Origin of the sequence: Alteromonas sp. NFXS44, from assembly GCF_040148705.1 — a bacterium.
Taxonomy (GTDB): Bacteria; Pseudomonadota; Gammaproteobacteria; order Enterobacterales; family Alteromonadaceae; genus Alteromonas.
The window spans coordinates 965909-985537 of the sequence record NZ_JAGDEA010000012.1 but is presented as its reverse complement, the minus strand read 5'-3'; the positions used below and the strand labels follow the sequence as shown (position 1 = coordinate 985537).

The following is a 19629-nucleotide window of genomic DNA, read 5'->3' as shown; positions in this document are numbered from 1 at the left end:
CGGGCCGGGCATCCGGACGGTGATGCGAAAACTTATCTAGCTTGTGCTTCTGTGGTGATGTGCAACGTCACTTCGTCACTTACATTCGGTACGTACATATCGATACCGAAGTCAGAACGCTTGATGGTGGTCATTGCATCAAAACCAATCGCTTCTTTCTGTGTCATCGGGTGTACACCTGAACCATTCAGAGTGACATCCATAGTGACGGACTTAGTCACACCTTTGATCGTCAGATCGCCGGTCACTTCCATCGTCTTATCACCTGTCATTTCAACATCTGTACTGGTAAATGTTGCAGAAGGAAACTTCGCTGCATTGAACCAGTCAGCACCGACAAATTCTTCATTCAGCTTTTTAACAAATGAATCAATGGTATCAATTTTCACAGACACGTCGATTTTGCTGTCTTCCGGCGCGTCGTTATCAAACACGATGGTGCCTTCAGCGCCGTTGATGGCGGCTGTCGGGTTAGAGAAACCGAAGTGATTCCATGAAGCGATAACGCTGGTGTGGGTAGGATCAATCTGGTAGCTGACAGGCGCCGCGAATGCGCCTGCACTGATTAAACCTGAAACTAATACTGCCGGGATAAATTTATTCATTACACATTCCTTTAATAACGTTGATGTCACAAGTGTGAGGACGATTTACTTACCTATAATACGGCGTTCCTGAAATACGGATGTGTCGAAGATCTGAACGAAACATTCGAAATATCAGAATGAAGTGCTTTGACCCTGTTTCTGAGGCCACCCCGGCCATTTATTTTTTCAGAAAGACTAGACACAAGATGAAATCTGTTTAATTCTTATACCGTTGTTAACGAAAAAATAACAAAAAAAAGATAAAAATTAACAGGCGGCTAGCCTGATACGACAGGGTCCTGTGAGCAGGGTATTACACAAGATCCTCCATCACGGAGGTGTTGAGTGAAGAAACTCGTATGTAACGCAATGATGGTTTGGGGGTTAGCGATGTCTGTTATTCCGGCATCGCTGCAAGCAGAAACCATGGCAACATCAGACCGGGCAGGTGAAATCAACCTGAGACAAGGTGTCACAGACATCAGTGGACAGGTTTACGACCTGCACATGCTGATGTTCTCAATTTGTGTGGCCATCGCTGTGGTGGTGTTTGGTGTGATGTTTTACTCCATGTTCAAGCACCGTAAATCCCGGGGCGCCAAGCCGGCGCACTTCCACGAAAACGTGAAAGTAGAAATCGCCTGGACAGTCATTCCTTTCCTGATCCTGATTTTTATGGCCGTCCCGGCAGCACAAACCCTCATAGCAATGGAAGATGCCAGCGAACCTGAAATGACGGTTCTTGTCACCGGTTCCCAGTGGAAATGGCATTACAAGTACATGGACAGCGATGTGTCCTTTTACTCCATCATGGCCACACAGCGTGAGCAGATTGAGAACAAATTCGAAAAAGGGGAAAACTACCTGCTTGAGGTCGATCGTCCTCTGGTCATTCCTACCGGACAAAAAGTCCGCTTCCTGATCACCTCTGACGACGTTATCCACTCCTGGTGGGTGCCAGATTTCGCAGTAAAGAAAGATGCTAACCCTGGCTTCATCAATGAGGCGTGGACCAAAGTGAATGAGCCCGGAATCTACCGTGGACAGTGCGCTGAACTGTGCGGGAAGGATCATGGTTTCATGCCGGTAGTGGTGATTGCGAAGAGCCCGGATGAATATAAAACCTGGATGACTGAGCAGGAAGCCATTGTGAAACAGGCGAAAGAAGAAGAGCAGCGCCTGCTGGCCATGAGCATGAGCAAAGAAGAGCTGATGAGTACCGGCGAGAAAGTGTACAACGCGACATGCGCAGCCTGCCACATGCCTAACGGTCAGGGGTTGCCGGGCGTTTTCCCTGCACTTAAAGGCAGTCAGATGGTATTGGAGGATCAGAAAGCGCACATCGATATTGTACTCAACGGTAAAGCAGGCACGGCCATGCAGGCGTTTGGCAAGATGCTGTCCCTGAAAGATATCGCCGCCGTGATTACCTACGAGCGTAATGCCTGGGGAAATAACACCGGCGATGTGATCCAACCTAAAGACGTTAATGCAGTAGCAACCGGTAAATAGGAGCGTGCGATGAGTAAAGCAACTGAAACTATGACGCCGGAGCACACTGCGGCACATGATGAACATCACGATGAGCACCACGGACACGGCGCACCGGCAGGCCTGATGCGCTGGGTGCTGACAACTAACCACAAAGATATCGGTACGTTATATCTGTGGTTCGCCTTTATCATGTTTCTTACCGGCGGCGCGATGGCGATGGTGATCCGTGCCGAACTGTTCCAGCCCGGTTTACAAATCGTAGACCCGAATTTCTTTAATCAGATGACCACAGTGCACGGCCTGATAATGGTATTCGGTGCTGTCATGCCGGCGTTTACCGGTCTGGCTAACTGGCTGATCCCCATGATGATCGGCGCACCGGATATGGCATTACCCAGAATGAACAACTGGAGCTTCTGGATCCTGCCGTTTGCATTTTCCATGCTGTTAGGTTCACTGTTCATGGAAGGTGGTGGCCCGGCTTTCGGCTGGACCTTCTATGCACCGCTGTCGACGACATACAGCAGCGACAGTACCGCGCTGTTTGTGTTCTCAGTCCATATTATGGGGATTTCCTCCATCATGGGCGCAATCAACGTAATCGTGACTATCTTTAATATGCGTGCGCCGGGTATGACATGGATGAAAATGCCGCTGTTCGTCTGGACCTGGCTTATTACTGCATTCCTGCTGATTGCTGTAATGCCTGTACTGGCCGGTGCAGTGACCATGGTGCTTACCGATAAATTCTTCGGGACGAGTTTCTTTGATGCTGCCGGCGGCGGTGATCCGGTGATGTTCCAGCATATTTTCTGGTTCTTCGGACACCCTGAAGTCTACATCATGATATTACCGGCTTTTGGCATTATCTCGCAAATTGTGCCGACCTTCGCCCGCAAGCGCCTGTTCGGCTATGCCTCAATGGTGTACGCCACAGCCTCCATCGCCCTGCTCTCATTCATCGTCTGGGCTCACCATATGTTTACCACGGGTATGCCGGTGTTTGCAGAAATGTTCTTTATGTTCGCCACCATGCTGATCTCCGTACCCACCGGCGTGAAAGTGTTTAACTGGGTGGCCACTATGTGGCGGGGTTCCATGACCTTTGAAATCCCCATGTTATTTGCTCTGGCCTTCATTGTGCTGTTCACCATCGGTGGTCTGTCCGGATTGATGCTGGCTATTACACCTGTGGATTTTCAGTACCACGATACTTACTTTGTCGTGGCCCATTTCCATTATGTTCTGGTGACCGGAGCGGTGTTTTCCATTATGGCTGCGGTGTATTACTGGCTGCCCAAGTGGACCGGTAAAATGTTTGATATCACGCTGGCCAAGTGGCATTTCTGGTGCTCACTGATTTCCGTGAATGTGTTGTTCTTCCCTATGCATTTTGTGGGGCTGGCGGGTATGCCACGGCGGATCCCTGATTACTCACTGCAATTTGCTGATTACAACCAGTGGATCAGTATTGGCGGGTTTGCCTTCGGGTTATCCCAGCTGATTTTCCTGGTACTGCTCATTAAAGCCTGCAAAAAGCAGGGCGAACCGGTTACGTCACAAGTGTGGGAAGGTGCTGAAGGTCTGGAGTGGGAAATTCCCTCTCCTGCTCCTTATCACACGTTTGAAACGCCTCCGGTTGTGAAGTGAGTTACCAAAATGGACAACCGCGCAGCCGGTAACCGCACCCTTACCCTGCGACTGCTTGTGGTCGTAGCGGGTATGTTTGGCTTCGGTTTCGCTCTGGTGCCTTTGTATGACGTGTTCTGTGATATCACCGGTATCAACGGAAAAACGGCTAACCGGGCCGCAGTGTGGCAGGGCAAAGATATCGATACCAGCCGCACTGTGACCGTGGAATTTATTACCCGCACAAACAGCGGTATGCCCTGGGAGTTTCGTGCAGAAACACAGCGTGTGAAGGTGCACCCAGGGGAAGTGAATACCGTGGCGTTTTACGTCAGAAACCCGGCTGCCAGCAACATCATTGCTCAGGCAATTCCCTCTGTCAGTCCGGGACAGGCGGCCCTCTATCTGAATAAAACCGAGTGCTTTTGCTTTAACCAGCAGCCCTTACAGGCTGGTCAGGAAGCGTGGATGCCTATGTCGTTCTACGTGGATGCCGGGCTGCCGGAGGATATTACCTATTTTACCTTGCAGTACACACTGTACGACGTGACCGCCAGGGCCGGCGATCTGAGCGGCAGTGACAACCCTTATTTACGACAGCCTGTAAGCGGCAGCCGCTGACAGGCCGGAAGGAGAGTAGCCATGCAACAAGAATATCAACGGTATTATGTGCCTGCACAAAGTCCCTGGCCCATTGTCGGGGCGGTAGCCTTATTTCTGATTGCGGTGGGAGCCGGCAACACCGTCATTGAAAGTACCAGAGGGGAAGGCGGCTACGGGCCGCATGTTCTGGCGGCGGGCATCGTCACGTTGTTGGTGATGTTGTTTGGCTGGTTTAAAAATCAGATTGATGAATCCATGGGCGGGTTATACAGCGATCAGCTTGGCCGCTCTTACCGTCAGGGGATGAGCTGGTTTATTTTCTCTGAAGTGATGTTTTTTGCCGCCTTTTTCGGGGCACTGTTTTACGCGCGCATGATTTCGGTGCCCTGGCTCGGAGGCGCCTCGAACAATGCGATGACCAATGACGTGTTGTGGCCGGCATTTGAAGCCATGTGGCCCCTTGTTACCACGCCCGGGGGCACGACTACTCAGGAAATGAGTGCTGCCGGATTGCCTACCATTAACACCATTATTCTGCTGATTTCGTCCGTTACCATGCACTTTGCTCACGTGGGCCTTGAGCAGAACAAACGCAAACAGCTGACCGTCATGCTGGGCGTAACCATATTACTGGGACTGGGCTTTCTGACACTGCAAGTCGAAGAATATATCCATGCTTATCAGGAGCTGGGTCTGACACTGCAGTCCGGCGTGTACGGCAACACCTTTTTCATGCTCACCGGCTTCCACGGAATGCATGTGACGCTGGGTACCATCATTCTGATTGTGTTGTTTTTAAGGGTGCTGAAAGGGCACTTTACACCCAAAAGCCACTTCGCGTTTCAGGCCGGCAGCTGGTACTGGCATTTTGTCGATGTGGTTTGGGTAATGCTGTATCTGTTTGTGTATGTGCTTTAAGTGACAGCGCACCGGCCCGCCTCAGTAAGGGGCGGGATTCGGACTGATAAGTCCGGTAGCCAGTGCGACAAGGATCAGGGTAACAATGATGACAGAAGTTAAAACACGGCGGCCGATGTATTTGCTCATAGGTTCGCCGTCCGGATCATCTTTCATCATTACCCGCATGGCGAGAAACAAGTTAGCGATCATGTAAATCACTAAGCATACAAGGACGATTTTTATAATCATTTTTTTCTCCGTCAATAAGGGGAGCCAATTATGAATCAGGCAAACCGGTTCCGTTCCTTACCTCTCGCTGTTGTGGTACTGACAGCGGTTATCTGCATGATTTCGCTGGGCTTCTGGCAACTCGACCGGATGCACCAGAAAGAACAGCGTCTGGCTAGCATAGCGCAAAAAAGCAACGAAGGGGCAATCTCTCTCAGTCAGCTGGATCCTGTGCGGGAAGATATCCGTGATTATCAGGTGGGGTTTAACGGCCGCGCTGATATATCTCAAATCCTGTTTCTGGATAACAGGGTGGAAAACGGGCGCGTGGGGTATGACGTTATCGTGCCTGTACATAGCAGTGAAGGCACGGTGCTGGTGAATTTTGGATGGGTGGAGGCGCCGTTAAGCCGGAATGAACTGCCCGGAGTGGATGTAGAAAGCAAGTTTCAGCACTTCCATGGCCGTATAACCATGCCGGGACACAACCCGGTGGTGCGCGAAACGTTGTCGTCTGATGCTACGTTTCCCGTGGTGGTGCAGGCGCTGGATATCCCCTTTATCCGCCGCCTGACCGGAGAGCCTCTGCAACCCTTTGTGGTTGAGTTAACTGCACCGGAAGAAAGTGCGTTTGTCCGCAACTGGCAGCCCGTTGTCATGCCGCCGCAAAAGCACCTGGGTTATGCCATTCAATGGTTCGGGCTGGCCATCGCTGCGGTTGCAGTCAGTTACTTTTCAATGAATTCGAATAAAAAAGGATGATCAGTATGGCAGGAAAAAACAGCAAGTTGACTATGTTGGGCGTAGCCGCCGTATTTGTACTTCCGGTTATGCTGGCAAAGCTGGCCCTGGATAATCAGTGGTTTACCAATGCAGCCACTAACAAAGGAGAGCTGCTGCAGCCTGTGAGGGATCTGACCCCGGTGTTTGCCGCTGAAAAGCCTAAATGGCGCATTGTGTACTCTGTGCCGGAGCAGTGCGATGCCGCCTGCCAGAATGCGATTTACAGTATTCATCAGGTGTGGATTGCCCTTGGCCGGGAGACTGACCGGGTGGAGGCAACGGTACTGCTTACCGGTAACAGTGATGCCGCCATTGCTGAGAAGTTGCAGTCAGAACAAAACCTGCATGTTGTAAAGGTGGCAGACAGTCGTCAGCAGGCAGCACTTAATGTGAGTGATGCAGGGTCTATTTTGCTCGTCGACACCCTGAATAATGCCATGCTTCGTTACCCCACCTTTACCGACAAGCAAATGGCAATACAGCATAGCCGGGACATTCTGGCTGACGTGAAAAAACTGCTGAAACTGTCACGTATCGGATAATCCGGGAGGCAAGCATGAGAAAGTTAGTCCTGTTTAGTCTGATCCTCGCGGTGGTTGTTATTATTCTCGGTGCCTATACGCGGCTCACCGATGCCGGGCTGGGCTGTCCTGACTGGCCGGGATGCTACGGGTTGCTCACCGTTCCGTTAAAAAACCATCATGTTGAGGCGGCGAATGCCGCTTTCCCCGAACGTCCGGTAGAAGCGGCCAAAGCCTGGAATGAAATGATTCACCGTTACTTTGCCGGTGCGCTGGGTTTATGTATTTTTACTATTGCTGCCATCGCTGTGAAGCAGCGTCACAGCGGCCGTACCGTACGCCTGCCACTGTTGCTTGTTGCACTGGTTATCTTTCAGGCTGCCCTGGGCATGTGGACGGTGACGCTGAATTTACTGCCGGTTGTGGTTATGGGGCATCTGCTCGGCGGCTTCACCATACTGGCGTGCCTGTTTTTACTGCATCTCAAATTACGGGAGAGTAAACGAAAGCCCCGGCGTATTAACAGCATCACCAAATTTGCGCTGTTGGGCATGGCTATTCTGCTGATGCAGATTGGCCTGGGGGGATGGACATCAGCAAACTATGCCGCACTTGCCTGTACTGACTTTCCGGTGTGTGAAGATGGCTGGGCCTCCAGGCTCGACTTTTCCGGTGCATTCAGTGTGCCTTATGCCGAAACCTACGAATATGGCGCCCACGGATACGGTGAACGCATGACAATGCATATTGTGCACAGAGCCGGCGCGGTCATAACGTTTTTATATTTACTCTGGCTCGGCTTCAGGCTGTACAGCCGGGAGGTTGCTGCGCCGGTGAAAAGTGCCGCGTTGCTGCTCATCGGGGTGCTGATGATTCAGGTAACACTGGGCGTAAGCAATGTCGTGCTGAGTCTGCCCGTCATTGTGGCCGTTGCTCACAACATCGTCGCTGCCTGTTTATTACTGGTAATGGTATGGATCACTTATCAGGTGTCCCGCTACCAGGGTGATCCGCAACAGGGAGGAGCACATGGCTAAATCTGTTTCTGTTCATCAGCGCCGCTTAGCGACATCTCAGCCGGTCAGCTGGCGTGACTATTATGAGTTAACCAAGCCTAAGGTGGTTATGCTGCTGTTGCTCACAGCCCTGGTCGGTATGTGCCTGGCCACCGAGTCGCTGGTGCCGGCAAATGCACTTATTGCCGGTATGGCGGGGATTGGTATGCTGGCTTCTTCAGCAGCAGTGATTAATCATGTGGTTGATCATCGCATCGACGGTATGATGGCCCGGACTGTTAACCGGCCGGTCGTGAAGGGTAAGGTGAGTGTATCTCAGGCGCTGTTTTTTGCCGCTGTGCTGGGGCTCGCCGGATTCGCATTACTGTGGTTTTTCGTGAATGCCCTTACCGCCATGCTAACACTGGCCAGTCTGGTCGGGTATGCGGTTATCTACACCATGTTCCTCAAGCGGGCGACGCCTCAGAATATTGTTATCGGCGGACTGGCAGGTGCAGCACCGCCGCTGCTGGGCTGGACCGCGGTAACCGGCGAGATCCACGCCCATGCTTTGCTGCTGGTATTAATTGTTTTTACCTGGACTCCCCCTCATTTCTGGGCGCTGGCGATACACAGGCAAAAGGACTACGCACGGGCAAACGTGCCTATGCTGCCGGTTACCCACGGGGAATCGTTCACCAAAACCTCGGTGCTGGCTTACACCGTGCTGCTGGTTCTGGTGTGTTTGCTGCCCTACCTTACCGGTATGTCTCACCTCATTTATCTGGCGGGATCGCTGGTATTGAATGCAGGGTTCTGTTTGTGGGCATGCAGGTTAAAGTTTGCGGCTAAGCCCGACACGGCAATGAAAACATTCCGCTATTCTATTTACCATCTCATGTTATTGTTTGTGGTGCTCTTAATTGACCACTACTTACCCGTAACACTATGACTCAAAGAACCTTAACCGGCATCATCGCTGTGGTAGCGTTGATCGCCGGCATTGCAGGTGCCCTTTATATCGCTCCGCCTTCCGGTGAAAGCCCGGCTCCTGAGTACTTTCAGGCTTATCCTCAGCCCAAACCACTGGACGATTTTTCTCTTACAGATGCTGACGGACAGCCTTTTACCAGGGAAAATCTGACCGGCGCCTGGACATTAGTATTTTTAGGCTACACTTATTGTCCGGATGTGTGCCCCACAACGATGGCGTCTTTAAATAAAATATGGCCTAAACTTTCGTCTATAAAACCCGGGGCTAATACTCAAGTACTATTTTTGTCTGTGGATCCCAAAAGGGATACTTTTCAAAGGCTTGCAAGTTATATAAGTTTTTTTAATAAAGACTTCATCGCTGCAACCGGTCCGCACGCCGAAATATTCCCTCTTGTCAGGAACATGGGATTGATGTACTCATTAACTGAGGACACTGATAAAGCTGACTACCTGGTCGATCATAGCGCGTCGGTGGTTCTCATCAGCCCCGAAGCGGAAGTGCTCGGAAGGTTCAAACCAATAATGGAGCCCGGGAAGTTAGCGATCATAGACAGCGAGCAAATTCTTGCAGATATGCCTAAGGTGGTTATCACCCGGTAGTATTCATGACAGTAGTAGTACGTCAGGCAACCGCAAGGGATGCGACTTATGCGGTGCCGTTGTTACTGGATGCGGGAGAGCATTTACTTACGAAAATATATGGGGACGGCGACCGTGATACGGCGTTTGCTTTCCTGTCAGCGGCCTGGCTTCGCGGCACGGGACAATATGGTTTTGCCAATCACTGGCTGGCGTGTATAGAAGACGAAATTGTCGGTATTATTTCATGCTGGCATGACAGCCTTCCGCAGCACTTTGATCGGGATACATTGACATCGATTACCGATTTCTTTGGTCTTGATGAGGCTATTGATGTGGTGATGCGAAGTCAAACTTACACCATCGCTCTTAACCCGCCTATGGTGCTGGAAATGTCTATCGGACATCTGGCCGTTGCTGCCGGAGCCAGACGAAGTGGTGTTGCCACCATCCTCGTCAGGTACATGGAAAACATGGCACGTGAACTGGGCAAATTATCTCTCGTCCTGGACGTAGAGGAACACAACATCAGAGCCATCGATTTCTATAAATCCATGGGCTTCAAATCGAGGCAGGGAATTCCACCTTTCATTCAATTCACTAAAGGTATTGCGCCGGTTATCACTTAATCCGGATAGGTGCCGTCTTCGCCGGAGATAAAGAACGGTTGCGAAAACCAATAGTAGCGACCGTTCTGCGAATTCGACGGTGCGGTACAGTTAATACGTGAACGGCCAACCGGCAGCACGGTATTCAGCGTGTATGATAAGGTTTTGCCGTTGATGTTAACCGGCAGTGATTCACCCTGGTAGTAACAGGCGGCGCGGGTTAAGCCCACATCGTCGCTGTTGGTGGTGAACGACAATGTTTCATCGATGACTCTGGCAGTGCGCTCAGGGTTATCGATATCGTTGTGTGTCACCGGCATACCCAAACTTGCAATTTTCACTTTCAACGGTGCCATGTTGGCAAAACGGCCGGCCGCGGGAAAGCGAGGTAACGCGGTAAAATCACTGTAACTGCTGATGCCGCCGGAATGTTGTCCGAATCCGGTGTATCCCTCTTTTGCCAGTTTATCAGCCAGTGTTTTATTGTATTCACCGAAGGGATACGCCAGGTATTTCAGTGACTCACCGGTTTGTGCCGTGAGTTTCTTCTCCGCTTCTTCTACATTTTGCCATACCCGTTCTAACCAGGCCTCTTTGGACTCATCCTGCTGACGGTCCAGCATGTGCAAATGGTCCAGTGTATGGTTGGCAAAATCCACACCGTCTTTGTGCATGGCTTTTACATCATCCCAGCTTAACTGGTTTTTCAAGCGGCCAATTTCATCAGGATTGATAAATACGGTGTAGGGAAGTTTCAATGACTGCATCACAGGGTGACCGTTTTCAAGAATATTCCGGTAACCGTCATCAAAGGTGACCGCAACGGCATTTTCCGGCAATGTCTGCTTGTTTTTCAGCGCTTCTGTAATGTCCTGAAGGGGCATGACTTTGTAGTTTTCCGCCAGCCAGGTCATGTGGGTTTTAAATTGTTCAGGTGTAACACTGGTGCTTGCCGGCGTGTCTTCAGATACGTGGTGGTAAAGTAAAACCACTGCACTGTCCTGCCCGGCAGCGGCCGCAGATTGTGCTATCACTAACAGCGTCACAACGCTGGCAAACACACCTTTTCCCCACTTCATTGCGCGGTTTCTGATAAGCTGCATGCATATTCCTTAAACTGTGTTATTTCCGTTTTGACCACGACCGCCACTGCTGGCTGGCCAGCCCATAAAACCTTACTGGCCATCGCTTTTCCCATGATTCTGGCCAATATTACCACTCCCTTACTCGGGCTGGTTGATACGGCCGTAATGGGGCATATGGATTCATCTGCCATGCTGGCCGGTGCATCTATTGGAACATTGATCCTCACGCAAATCTACTGGGTGTGCGGCTTTCTCAGAATGTCCTCCACTGGCCTGAGTGCACAGGCAAAAGGCGATCCTAAACAGCCCGGCTTACTCTCCGCAAAAGTACTGTGGCAAACAGGCGCGGTTGCCCTCGCTGCCGGCTTACTTATCGTTGCTCTGCAAGTGCCTGTATTGCAGGCAGGGCTTGCGTTAGCCTCATCCGGAGCTGAAGTGGCTTCTTATACCCGGGAGTACTTTAATATCCGGGTATGGGGCGCACCGGCGGCGATGCTCAACATGGCATTAACCGGCTGGCTGGTAGGTCAACAGAAAACCCGTCATGTGTTATGGATACAGGTGGCAGGCAACCTGTTGAATGCTGCGCTGGATATTCTGTTTGTGTATGGCCTGGATATGTCTGTTGGTGGTGTGGCGCTGGCCAGTGTGCTGGCTGAATACACCATGATGTTATCGGGCGCGGTGTGCGCCCTTAAGCTCACTACAGGGTGGCGTCCGCAGGCAGACTGGTTTAACCGCGCAGCACAAAAAATTCTGCTGAAGCTTAACAGCGATATGTTAATCCGGAACCTGGCGCTTCAGGCCTGCATTGCATTTCTGACCATTCAGGGGGCGAGGATCGGTGAAACCGCGGCAGCGGTGAATGCCATTCTCATGCAGTTCTTCGTGCTAATTGCACTGGGGCTGGACGGCGTTGCCTATGCTGTTGAAGCGCTCATCGGCGAAGCGGCCGGCGCAAAAGACAAGGAACGCCTGGGCGGGCATGTGAAGCGGGGATTATTCTGGTCTTCGGTTTTTGCCCTGGTGTATGCCGCTTTGTTTTACCTTGCCGGTGATTTTATTATCGCATCACTGACGGGGATTGCTGCGTTGCAAACCGCAGCGCAGGCTTATTTGCCCCTCATGGTGTTGTTGCCGCTGGTGGCACACTGGTGCTTCTTCTTTGACGGCGTATTTGTTGGGCTTACCCGCTCAGACGCCATGCGAAATACCATGCTTGTCAGTGCGGCTTTTGTGTTTTTTCCGGTTTGGTGGGTGTGTCAGTCACAGGGGAATGTGGCGCTCTGGTATGCCATGCTGGCTTTCCTGCTGGCGAGAGGTATCACTCTCGGTTTCGTTTTCTGGCGGCGGGATTCATCACTTTAAGACGTTGCCAAAGTATGGCCAGATAGCCACTCATGGCGATGACAAAACCACTGAACAGAACAATAAGCGAGATAAAATACAGCGCGGGATGGTAAGAGCTGATGGTCATCAGCGCCGTGGCACCCGCGATAAAGAGTGCCAGGCCTGTTTTGAACCGTCGCCAGCTGCGGTGTAGTGCAGTCAGCGACGCGTCAGACGGATTAATAATACGAGTGCTCGCCGGCTTCGTGCTCGGTGGCATCACGCACACCTGTCAGTTCGCCAGGGAACTGTTCAAGCAACTGCTTTTCAATCCCTTCTTTCAGGGTGACATCGACCATTGAACAACCGTTACAGCCGCCACCAAATTGCAGAATGGCGAAACCTTCTTCAGTGATTTCAAGCAATACAACTTTACCGCCGTGGCTGGCCAGTTGCGGGTTAACTTCCGACTCAATGACATAGCTTACACGGTCAACCAGAGGCGCATTGTCGTCCACTTTTCTGGCTTTTGCATTTGGCGCTTTCAGAGTGAGCTGAGAACCCATCTGGTCCGTCACGTAGTCAATCTCTGCTTCTTCCAGAAACGGCGCACTCTCTGCGTCAACAATGGCGTCGAATCCGTTGAAGTTTAAACGGATGTCGCCGGGTTCAACAGCAGACGGAGGACAATAAGACACACCGCATTCCGCTGTTGAGGTTCCGGGGTTAACCACGAACACTCTGATGTTCGTCCCGGCATCTTGTTTTTCCAGCAGTTTTGCGAAGTGAGCCTGTGCGTCTTCTGATATATTGATCATTAACAAATCCTACGTTGCATCGTGATAGCGCATATACTAACAAATTTACCTGACTAAAACAGTCAAGTATTGCATGCTTTTATACAGGTGTGGTCAAAAGTACAAAAAACAACAGGAAAAAGAAAAATGGATTCAAGTTTCAGACGCGCAGGAAAATGGGGGTTCGCCCTTTTTGCTTTTGTCGTGTATTCAGCATCAGCAGCACCGGTATTTAAAGATACCGGAGGTAAACCGGTTACCGCTTATCTGCCGGCAAATACCAGCTATGACCCTGCTATTCCGACCCCTGAATCTTATCTTGGTACTGAAGTGGGTACCTGGCATGTACGCCATGACCAGCTGGCCGGGTACATGTATGACCTGGCAGCAGCGTCTGATCGCATCAGCATTGAAGAAACCGGCCGCACCCATGAAAACCGTCCGTTATTACTGCTCACCATTACTGCACCGGAAAACCGCAGCAAGTTACCGCAATGGCGGGAAAACCATCTTAAAACAGTGAACAGCGGGGCTAAAGCTGCAAAAGATGCGCCTCTGTTTCTGTACATGGGTTACAGCATTCATGGTAATGAGCCTTCCGGAAGCAACGCTGCACTGGTCATGGCGTATTACCTGGCCGCAGCGCAGGATGAAACGGTAACAGATTTGCTCAGCAAAAATGTCGTGTTGCTGGATCCCTCATTCAATCCTGACGGTTTGTCCCGTTTCGCACAGTGGGCAAACATGCATAAAAGCAAAAATCTTGTCGCTGACGGAGAAAACCGGGAGCACAAGGAAGACTGGCCTTCCGGCAGAACGAATCATTACTGGTTCGACTTAAACCGTGACTGGTTATTGCTGACCCATCCTGAGTCACAGGCGCGGATCAAGCAGTTTCAGAAATGGCGTCCTCATGTACTGACCGATCATCATGAGATGGGGCCGGACAGCACTTATTTCTTCCAGCCCGGTGTGCCGTCGCGGAAAAATCCGAATACGCCTGACGGCAATGTGAGGCTTACAGAAGCGCTGGCAGCTTTTCACGCCAAAGCGTTTGATGACGCAGGCCAGTTATACTTCTCGGAAGAAGGTTTTGACGATTTTTACTACGGGAAAGGCTCATCGTATCCTGATTCCATGGGCAGCATCGGTATTCTGTTTGAACAGGCAAGCAGCCGCGGACACGTACAGGATACGGTGAACGGAAAGCTGGCCTTTGCACAAACTATCCAGAACCATGTGACGACCAGTCTGAGTACGATTACCGGTTCGCTGGCCAATAAGCCTGCTATTCTGAATTACCAGAATACATTCTTCTCTGAGACGGCTGACGCGATTGATAAAGATGAACACTTCGGGGCGATTGTGGCTATGCCGGATGACAGTGGCCGGAAAGAGGCTTTACTGTCGATCCTCAATCAACATGAGATCCGATACAGTTACGCAAGAGATGACGAGGAAATTGATAACAAGCGCTACAGCAAAGGCAGTCTGGTTGTGCCTTTTAATCAGCCAAAATACCGCCTGGTAAAGAGCCTGTTCTCTACCCGTCAGCAATTTGCTGAGAACACCTTCTATGACGTGTCTAACTGGAATATTGCGCTGGCGTTTAATCTTGATTACGACGTGCTGAGCAAACGTGCCGGGCGTGGCATCAAAACGGAAGCCGGGCCGGTGAAAATGCCGGTACCGCTCGTTGATGGTGAAGCGTACGCCTATGCATTTGAATGGAAAAGTTACTATGCGCCGGCAATGCTGCAACAACTGCTGGAAAACGGGGCCACAGTGCGCAGTGCTGAAACCCCCTTTACCGCCATACTGACTGATGGCCGGAATCATGATTTCGCAGCCGGAACCATTATTGTGCCCACGCCATTATCACAGCCTGATGATCTGCTCAGCCTGTTACAGGATGCGTCGGCCTTAACCGCTGTGGAAGTGTTCGGGATAAAAAGCGGCCTGACACCGCAGGGCTCTGATCTTGGCGGTCGTACCCTTGCGCCGGTAAAAACGCCGTCAATTCTGCTGGTGGGCGGTAACGGCACCAGTTCATCGGAAGCCGGAGAAATCTGGCACTATCTGGACACCCGTGTAGGCACCGCGCCGGTCATTGTGGAGCAGGACCGTTTAAACACTATCCGCCTGGCTGACTACTCCCATATTATTTTCGTCAGTGGCAGTTACAGTGGTCTGAGCGACAAGCTCAACAATGATATCAGTGACTGGGTGAATAATGGCGGCGTGCTGATTGGACAGAAATCGGCGGTAAAATTCTTTGCACAAAAAGGCTGGCTGGATGCGGAAATCGTGTCCCGCGATAAAGTCGACAGTGTTTTTCCGGTGGATAAGCTGACCTATGCAGATAAATCTGCGCTGGGTGCCAGTAAAATTATTGCCGGTGCCGTGTACGAAACTGATATTGACCCGACTCATCCAATTTTCTTTGGTTACACGGGTAAAACACTGCCGGTATTTAAAACCAGTAATATGATTGTGCATGCTGACGCCGACCCGTTCACCAGGCCCGGTCACTATTCCGACAGTCCGTTAATGGCCGGATTCAGTGCAAAACAACTGGAAACCATGATTGGCGGCACGGCATCTGTGCTGACTCAGCCGAAAGGTCGTGGCGTGGTGATTGGCTTTACTGACAACCTGCTTTTCCGGGGCTACTGGTATGGTACCGGTAAGCTGATGTCAAATGCGATCTATCAGTCAGGCCACTTAGTCCGCTAAGGGGAACCGGCAGGTCAGCGCCATCACCCAGACTTCAATGATGAGGTCGGGGTGATGTTGACGCAGCTGACCGGCGAGCACATTAGCCGTCGCGCCTGTGGTCATAACGTCATCAATGATGGCTACGTGGCGAAGTTCCTTGCAGGGCTTCACCCGAAAAGCGCTGTGCAGGTTATGCATCCGGTGGTCCTTTTTCAGCGTGTGTTGTGATCGTCCGCCAGTGCGGCGGGCCCAGTCAGCGACGACCGGTCTTTCAATTCTGCGGCCGATGTGACGGGCCAGCTCTGTCGCCTGGTTGAATTGCCGGCGAAAAAAGCGGTGCAGTGGCACGGGAACGGGCAGTAAGGCATCCGGTAATAGTGTGTCTTCATCGATACACTGTGAGGTGAACCAGTTGCCAAGAATGGCCGGACTTATCTGACAGCGCCGGAATTTCATGGCTTTGATAAGCTGGTCAAATGGCCAGCGATATTCTCCGCAGGCCCTTAACGCACTGTAGGAGGGCGGTAAAAATTGCTGGCTGATTTTTTTGTAGCGCAGTAAATTACCCTGATAGCCAAGCTGTAACAAAAAGCGGGTATCAAATTTGCAGAACGTACACACAGGTACGTCACTGTACTGATTACATAGCAAACAAGCTAAGTTGGGAAGTCGCATGGTTAAGTACTCTGTCAGCCCGGCAGTGGTGCTCTGCAGCGGCAAAATTGCAGGCATAGTCAAAGGATGTCATCAGTGTTAAATGCTAACGTCTCAGAAAATCTCGTCAGCCGTACCCGGGGTACAGGAAAAGATCTGGTTTTGCTTCACGGCTGGGGCATGAACAGTGGTGTGTTTGAGCACTTCATTCCGTTGCTGGAAAACGAATTCAGAGTGACCACCATTGATTTGCCGGGCTTTGGTGAAAACAACGGTGTGCTGCCGGAAGAGCCTTATACCGTGGCATCTGTGGCGAAAATGATCACGCCGTATCTGCCGGAAAACTGCGTGGTCGCAGGATGGTCACTGGGCGGTCTGGTTGCACAGCAGCTGGCTCTGGATTTGCCGGAGCATGTAAGTGCCCTCATCACCATTGCCTCAACGCCCAGATTTGTTAACGGTCCCTGCTGGCCCGGTATTGATGCCGAATTGCTTGCCCAGTTTGAAACGCAGCTGGCAAAAGATTACGGCAAAACCCTCGAGCGGTTTCTTGCCATTCAGGCCATGGGCAGTGATACGGCCCGCCAGGATATGAAAGCCATCAGGCAAAGTATTACTGCATGGCCTTCACCGGCAGAAGAGGCCCTGAAAGCTTCTCTGGCGCTGCTTTCCAGTGAAGATCTCCGCGAACATATCGGGCGTATCAGGCAGCCGACATTAAGGATATACGGACGGCTGGACAGTCTGGTACCGACCAGCGGAATTGACCGTATCTGCGAGCTGCACCCGCAAAGTGACACGGTTGTATTGCCCCACGCATCTCACGCCCCTTTTATTTCTCATCCGCAACAGTCTGCCGATATTATTCGTCAGTTTCTGGTAGCAACCTTCTGAAATTGGCGGGCCACAAGGCTCGCCCGTTCTTTATATTCCTTCTGGTTTATATACTAAAATTGCAAAAACACTTGACATTTGCCACCGGTGGCAAATAATTAACGAAATGTTAAAAGTGCGTTATGTAATTTGATTTTCTCTGAAGGGATGCATTATGGAACGTTACATTATTCCAAGCGTTTACCAGGCCATTCAGCTCTGCCGCACCTTAGGTGACGCAGAATATGGCATGACATCACTGGCACTGGAAGAGCAGTTGCAACTGCCCCGATCCTCCGTTTTCCGCCTGCTTAAAACCTTATGCAGTGAGCGGCTGATAGAAAAGCGCGGTACCCGCTACTATCTGGCAAACGGCATGTACGGAATTGGCGGGGCGGCGCCCAGACTACAAAAATTTCAACGTTTGCTGGCAGCACCACTGACTGCCCTCACCGGCGATACGACTCACACAGCAATTCTGTGTGTGCCTGCCGACAATTGCGCGGTAGCTGCAGATGTATTCTGTTCTAACAGTCACCGCCTGTCTGCTATCCGGCCGGGTATGCAACTGTCACTTACCGGCTCGGCGCCGGGTCACATTATGCTGGCTTATCATCCCCGCTACCGGGATGAAAATAGCCTGAATATTGCCGAACTCGACTCGCGCAGAGTCATGAAGCTTGCAGCGCAAACCTGCACCCGGGGTTTTGCTGTGTCCGATGCGCCGGCGGGAAAAAGTCAGTTGGTGTCAGTGCCGGTGCTGGCAAGCGACGGTGAATTGCTGGCGATGCTGTGCCTTGAACTGGATGAGCATCATGGTGATGCTGAGCTGCTCAGCCACTGGGCGGGCAAACTGAAACCTGTGGCGGCATTACCTGCAGCCACCTGTACACTAAATAAAAAGGAAGCCGGATGAGGTTCATGAAGTACTTCCGGAGCAGTGTGGTTGTCATGCTGCTTCTCATCTCACAGGGGATCAGAGCAGAGCAGCCAGCGCTGGCTTTCAGCGGGGCAAGCGGTTTTGGTAAATACACCACCGGCGGAAATGAGGGCAAGGTACTGGTGGTGTCCAGCCTGGCTGATAACAGCAAAGATCCGCAGGAAGGTACGTTACGCTGGGCAGTGAAGCAACCCTACCCGCGACTGGTCGTATTTGCCGTTTCCGGTGTGATTCAGTTGGAAAAAACACTCGAAATCAAAGAGCCGCACATCACCATCGCCGGCCACACTTCACCGGCCGGAATCGTGGTGGCCGGAGCATCAACGTCAATTGAAGCCGATCAGGTTATCATCCGTCATATGGCCTTCCGCCCCGGCCATTTTTTGCAGGAAGGTGATGCGCTGAGTGCGCGGAATCATTCAGATATCATTATTGACCATTGTTCCCTGAGCTGGGCGAATGACGAAGTGGCGTCGTTTTATAACAATACCCGGTTTACCCTGCAGAACAGCATAATTGCAGAGAGCCTGAATAACGCCGGACATCATAAAGGCAGTCACGGCTACGGCGGGATTTGGGGAGGCAGAGACGCTTCATTTCTGCGAAATGTACTGGTAAGTCACATCAGCCGGAATCCCCGCATAAACGGCTGGCGGTTAAAGTCGCCCTATCCGCAGGAAGATGAATTCGTTGATATCAGCAACAACGTTATTGTGAACTGGCAGGATGCGTCCGGCTACGGCGGTGAGGGTGGAAAAGCGAATTTCACGGCTAACTATTTCCTGCCGGGTCCTGCCACAAAATCCGCAAGGTTCTTTGAATTCTGGGGAGATGACCGTCCCCTCGCACTGCTGTATGCCAATGGCAATGTGATGCATGACCACCCTGAAATGTCTGCCAGCAACGCGCTGGGTATCAAAGTAAAAGGGGCAAAGAAAAATCCGCAGCAGGCTGCTGCTATCAAAGCCGCGAGCCTGGCGGATAAGCCTTTCCGGCAAGGGGCAATCAGTGCGTTACAGGAATCAACATTGACTGCGCAACAGGCATATGTGGCGCTAATAGAAAATGCCGATGCCGGCAGCTTTTTACGCCGTGGACGTAAAGCTCACGACAGCACTGACCGGCGGATCCTCGCAGCTATCCGCTCAGGCTCCTACGCCGGTAAAGACGGCATTATCGACAGTGAACTGGAAGTGACTGACTGGCAGCAATACCGCACGGAATTGTCTTCTGCTGATACCGCTGAAACAGAAGAATTGTCAGCGGAACAGTGGCGTATACTCGCGCTTTAATAAGCCCGACTTTCTCAA

At 51.5% G+C, this 19629-nt stretch carries 21 protein-coding genes; 15 read left to right on the top strand and 6 right to left on the bottom strand.

Annotated elements, in window-relative coordinates:
* Positions 1-32 precede the first annotated feature (32 nt).
* Complete coding sequence (locus J3369_RS21300; RefSeq protein ID WP_349590794.1) at positions 33-605, bottom strand: YceI family protein; 573 nt, start codon at positions 603-605, stop codon at positions 33-35.
* A 408-nt stretch (positions 606-1013) separates the two neighbouring features.
* Here J3369_RS21300 and coxB point away from each other — a divergent pair, with 408 nt between their 5' ends.
* The 4 genes from coxB to J3369_RS21280 are packed head-to-tail and all read left to right on the top strand — an operon-like array spanning position 1014 to position 5231.
* On the top strand, positions 1014-2099 hold the full coding sequence (gene coxB / locus J3369_RS21295) for a cytochrome c oxidase subunit II (protein ID WP_303572597.1): 1086 nt from the start codon (positions 1014-1016) through the stop codon (positions 2097-2099).
* A 9-nt stretch (positions 2100-2108) separates the two neighbouring features.
* Positions 2109-3731 (top strand): cytochrome c oxidase subunit I, encoded by a 1623-nt coding sequence (ctaD, locus tag J3369_RS21290; RefSeq protein ID WP_349590791.1) that lies wholly within the window; start codon positions 2109-2111, stop codon positions 3729-3731.
* Between the two features lie 9 nt (positions 3732-3740).
* Positions 3741-4331, top strand: coding sequence for a cytochrome c oxidase assembly protein (locus tag J3369_RS21285; RefSeq protein ID WP_119503150.1), 591 nt, complete (start codon positions 3741-3743; stop codon positions 4329-4331).
* A gap of 21 nt (positions 4332-4352) precedes the next feature.
* Entirely contained in the window at positions 4353-5231 is an 879-nt protein-coding gene (locus J3369_RS21280; RefSeq protein ID WP_349590786.1) for a cytochrome c oxidase subunit 3, read from the top strand.
* Between the two features lie 21 nt (positions 5232-5252).
* Here J3369_RS21280 and J3369_RS21275 read toward each other — a convergent pair whose 3' ends face one another.
* The gene (locus J3369_RS21275; RefSeq protein WP_303572462.1) at positions 5253-5462 is read right to left on the bottom strand and encodes a DUF2909 domain-containing protein; all 210 of its coding nucleotides are present in this window, start codon (positions 5460-5462) and stop codon (positions 5253-5255) included.
* 30 nt (positions 5463-5492) lie between these two features.
* Here J3369_RS21275 and J3369_RS21270 point away from each other — a divergent pair, with 30 nt between their 5' ends.
* Genes J3369_RS21270 through J3369_RS21245 form a run of 6 tightly spaced genes read left to right on the top strand, consistent with a single transcriptional unit; the run spans position 5493 to position 9944 of the window.
* Positions 5493-6203: an SURF1 family protein gene (locus J3369_RS21270; protein ID WP_349590782.1), complete on the top strand. Its 711-nt coding sequence runs from the start codon at positions 5493-5495 to the stop codon at positions 6201-6203.
* A 5-nt stretch (positions 6204-6208) separates the two neighbouring features.
* Positions 6209-6766 (top strand): redox-active disulfide-containing membrane protein, encoded by a 558-nt coding sequence (locus J3369_RS21265; protein ID WP_119503146.1) that lies wholly within the window; start codon positions 6209-6211, stop codon positions 6764-6766.
* 14 nt (positions 6767-6780) lie between these two features.
* The gene (locus J3369_RS21260; RefSeq protein ID WP_349590779.1) at positions 6781-7782 is read left to right on the top strand and encodes a COX15/CtaA family protein; all 1002 of its coding nucleotides are present in this window, start codon (positions 6781-6783) and stop codon (positions 7780-7782) included.
* Positions 7775-8692 (top strand): heme o synthase, encoded by a 918-nt coding sequence (gene cyoE / locus J3369_RS21255; RefSeq protein ID WP_349590776.1) that lies wholly within the window; start codon positions 7775-7777, stop codon positions 8690-8692. Before J3369_RS21260 ends, cyoE begins: the two co-directional genes overlap by 8 nt.
* Positions 8689-9336 carry an SCO family protein gene (locus tag J3369_RS21250; RefSeq protein ID WP_349590773.1) on the top strand — a complete coding sequence of 216 codons (648 nt, stop codon included), beginning with the start codon at positions 8689-8691 and terminating at the stop codon, positions 9334-9336. The genes cyoE and J3369_RS21250 overlap by 4 nt, the downstream gene beginning before the upstream one ends.
* Before the next feature lie 5 nt (positions 9337-9341).
* Entirely contained in the window at positions 9342-9944 is a 603-nt protein-coding gene (locus J3369_RS21245) for a GNAT family N-acetyltransferase (protein WP_349590768.1), read from the top strand.
* On the opposite strand, the gene J3369_RS21240 is transcribed toward J3369_RS21245, so the two are convergent.
* On the bottom strand, positions 9941-11026 hold the full coding sequence (locus tag J3369_RS21240) for a polysaccharide deacetylase family protein (protein ID WP_349590766.1): 1086 nt from the start codon (positions 11024-11026) through the stop codon (positions 9941-9943). The genes J3369_RS21245 and J3369_RS21240 overlap by 4 nt on opposite strands.
* 21 nt (positions 11027-11047) lie before the next feature.
* On the opposite strand from J3369_RS21240, the gene J3369_RS21235 reads away from it, so the two are divergent.
* Positions 11048-12376 (top strand): MATE family efflux transporter, encoded by a 1329-nt coding sequence (locus J3369_RS21235; protein WP_502877496.1) that lies wholly within the window; start codon positions 11048-11050, stop codon positions 12374-12376.
* Here the strand turns inward: J3369_RS21235 and J3369_RS21230 are convergent.
* Together J3369_RS21230 and nfuA are read right to left on the bottom strand one after the other, a co-directional pair.
* Positions 12333-12617 carry a hypothetical protein gene (locus J3369_RS21230; protein WP_349590763.1) on the bottom strand — a complete coding sequence of 95 codons (285 nt, stop codon included), beginning with the start codon at positions 12615-12617 and terminating at the stop codon, positions 12333-12335. The genes J3369_RS21235 and J3369_RS21230 overlap by 44 nt on opposite strands.
* On the bottom strand, positions 12577-13155 hold the full coding sequence (gene nfuA / locus J3369_RS21225) for a Fe-S biogenesis protein NfuA (protein WP_119503141.1): 579 nt from the start codon (positions 13153-13155) through the stop codon (positions 12577-12579). The genes J3369_RS21230 and nfuA overlap by 41 nt, the downstream gene beginning before the upstream one ends.
* A gap of 126 nt (positions 13156-13281) precedes the next feature.
* On the opposite strand from nfuA, the gene J3369_RS21220 reads away from it, so the two are divergent.
* Complete coding sequence (locus tag J3369_RS21220; RefSeq protein ID WP_349590760.1) at positions 13282-15870, top strand: M14 metallopeptidase family protein; 2589 nt, start codon at positions 13282-13284, stop codon at positions 15868-15870.
* Here J3369_RS21220 and J3369_RS21215 read toward each other — a convergent pair.
* Positions 15859-16584 carry a ComF family protein gene (locus tag J3369_RS21215; protein WP_119503139.1) on the bottom strand — a complete coding sequence of 242 codons (726 nt, stop codon included), beginning with the start codon at positions 16582-16584 and terminating at the stop codon, positions 15859-15861. The genes J3369_RS21220 and J3369_RS21215 overlap by 12 nt on opposite strands.
* A gap of 9 nt (positions 16585-16593) precedes the next feature.
* Here J3369_RS21215 and bioH point away from each other — a divergent pair, with 9 nt between their 5' ends.
* From bioH to J3369_RS21200, 3 genes are all read left to right on the top strand, one after another.
* Positions 16594-17400 (top strand): pimeloyl-ACP methyl ester esterase BioH, encoded by an 807-nt coding sequence (bioH, locus tag J3369_RS21210; protein WP_502877486.1) that lies wholly within the window; start codon positions 16594-16596, stop codon positions 17398-17400.
* Between the two features lie 154 nt (positions 17401-17554).
* On the top strand, positions 17555-18295 hold the full coding sequence (locus J3369_RS21205) for a helix-turn-helix domain-containing protein (protein ID WP_349590754.1): 741 nt from the start codon (positions 17555-17557) through the stop codon (positions 18293-18295).
* Between the two features lie 5 nt (positions 18296-18300).
* Positions 18301-19611, top strand: coding sequence for a pectate lyase family protein (locus tag J3369_RS21200; RefSeq protein ID WP_349590751.1), 1311 nt, complete (start codon positions 18301-18303; stop codon positions 19609-19611).
* The last annotated feature ends 18 nt before the right edge of the window (positions 19612-19629 follow it).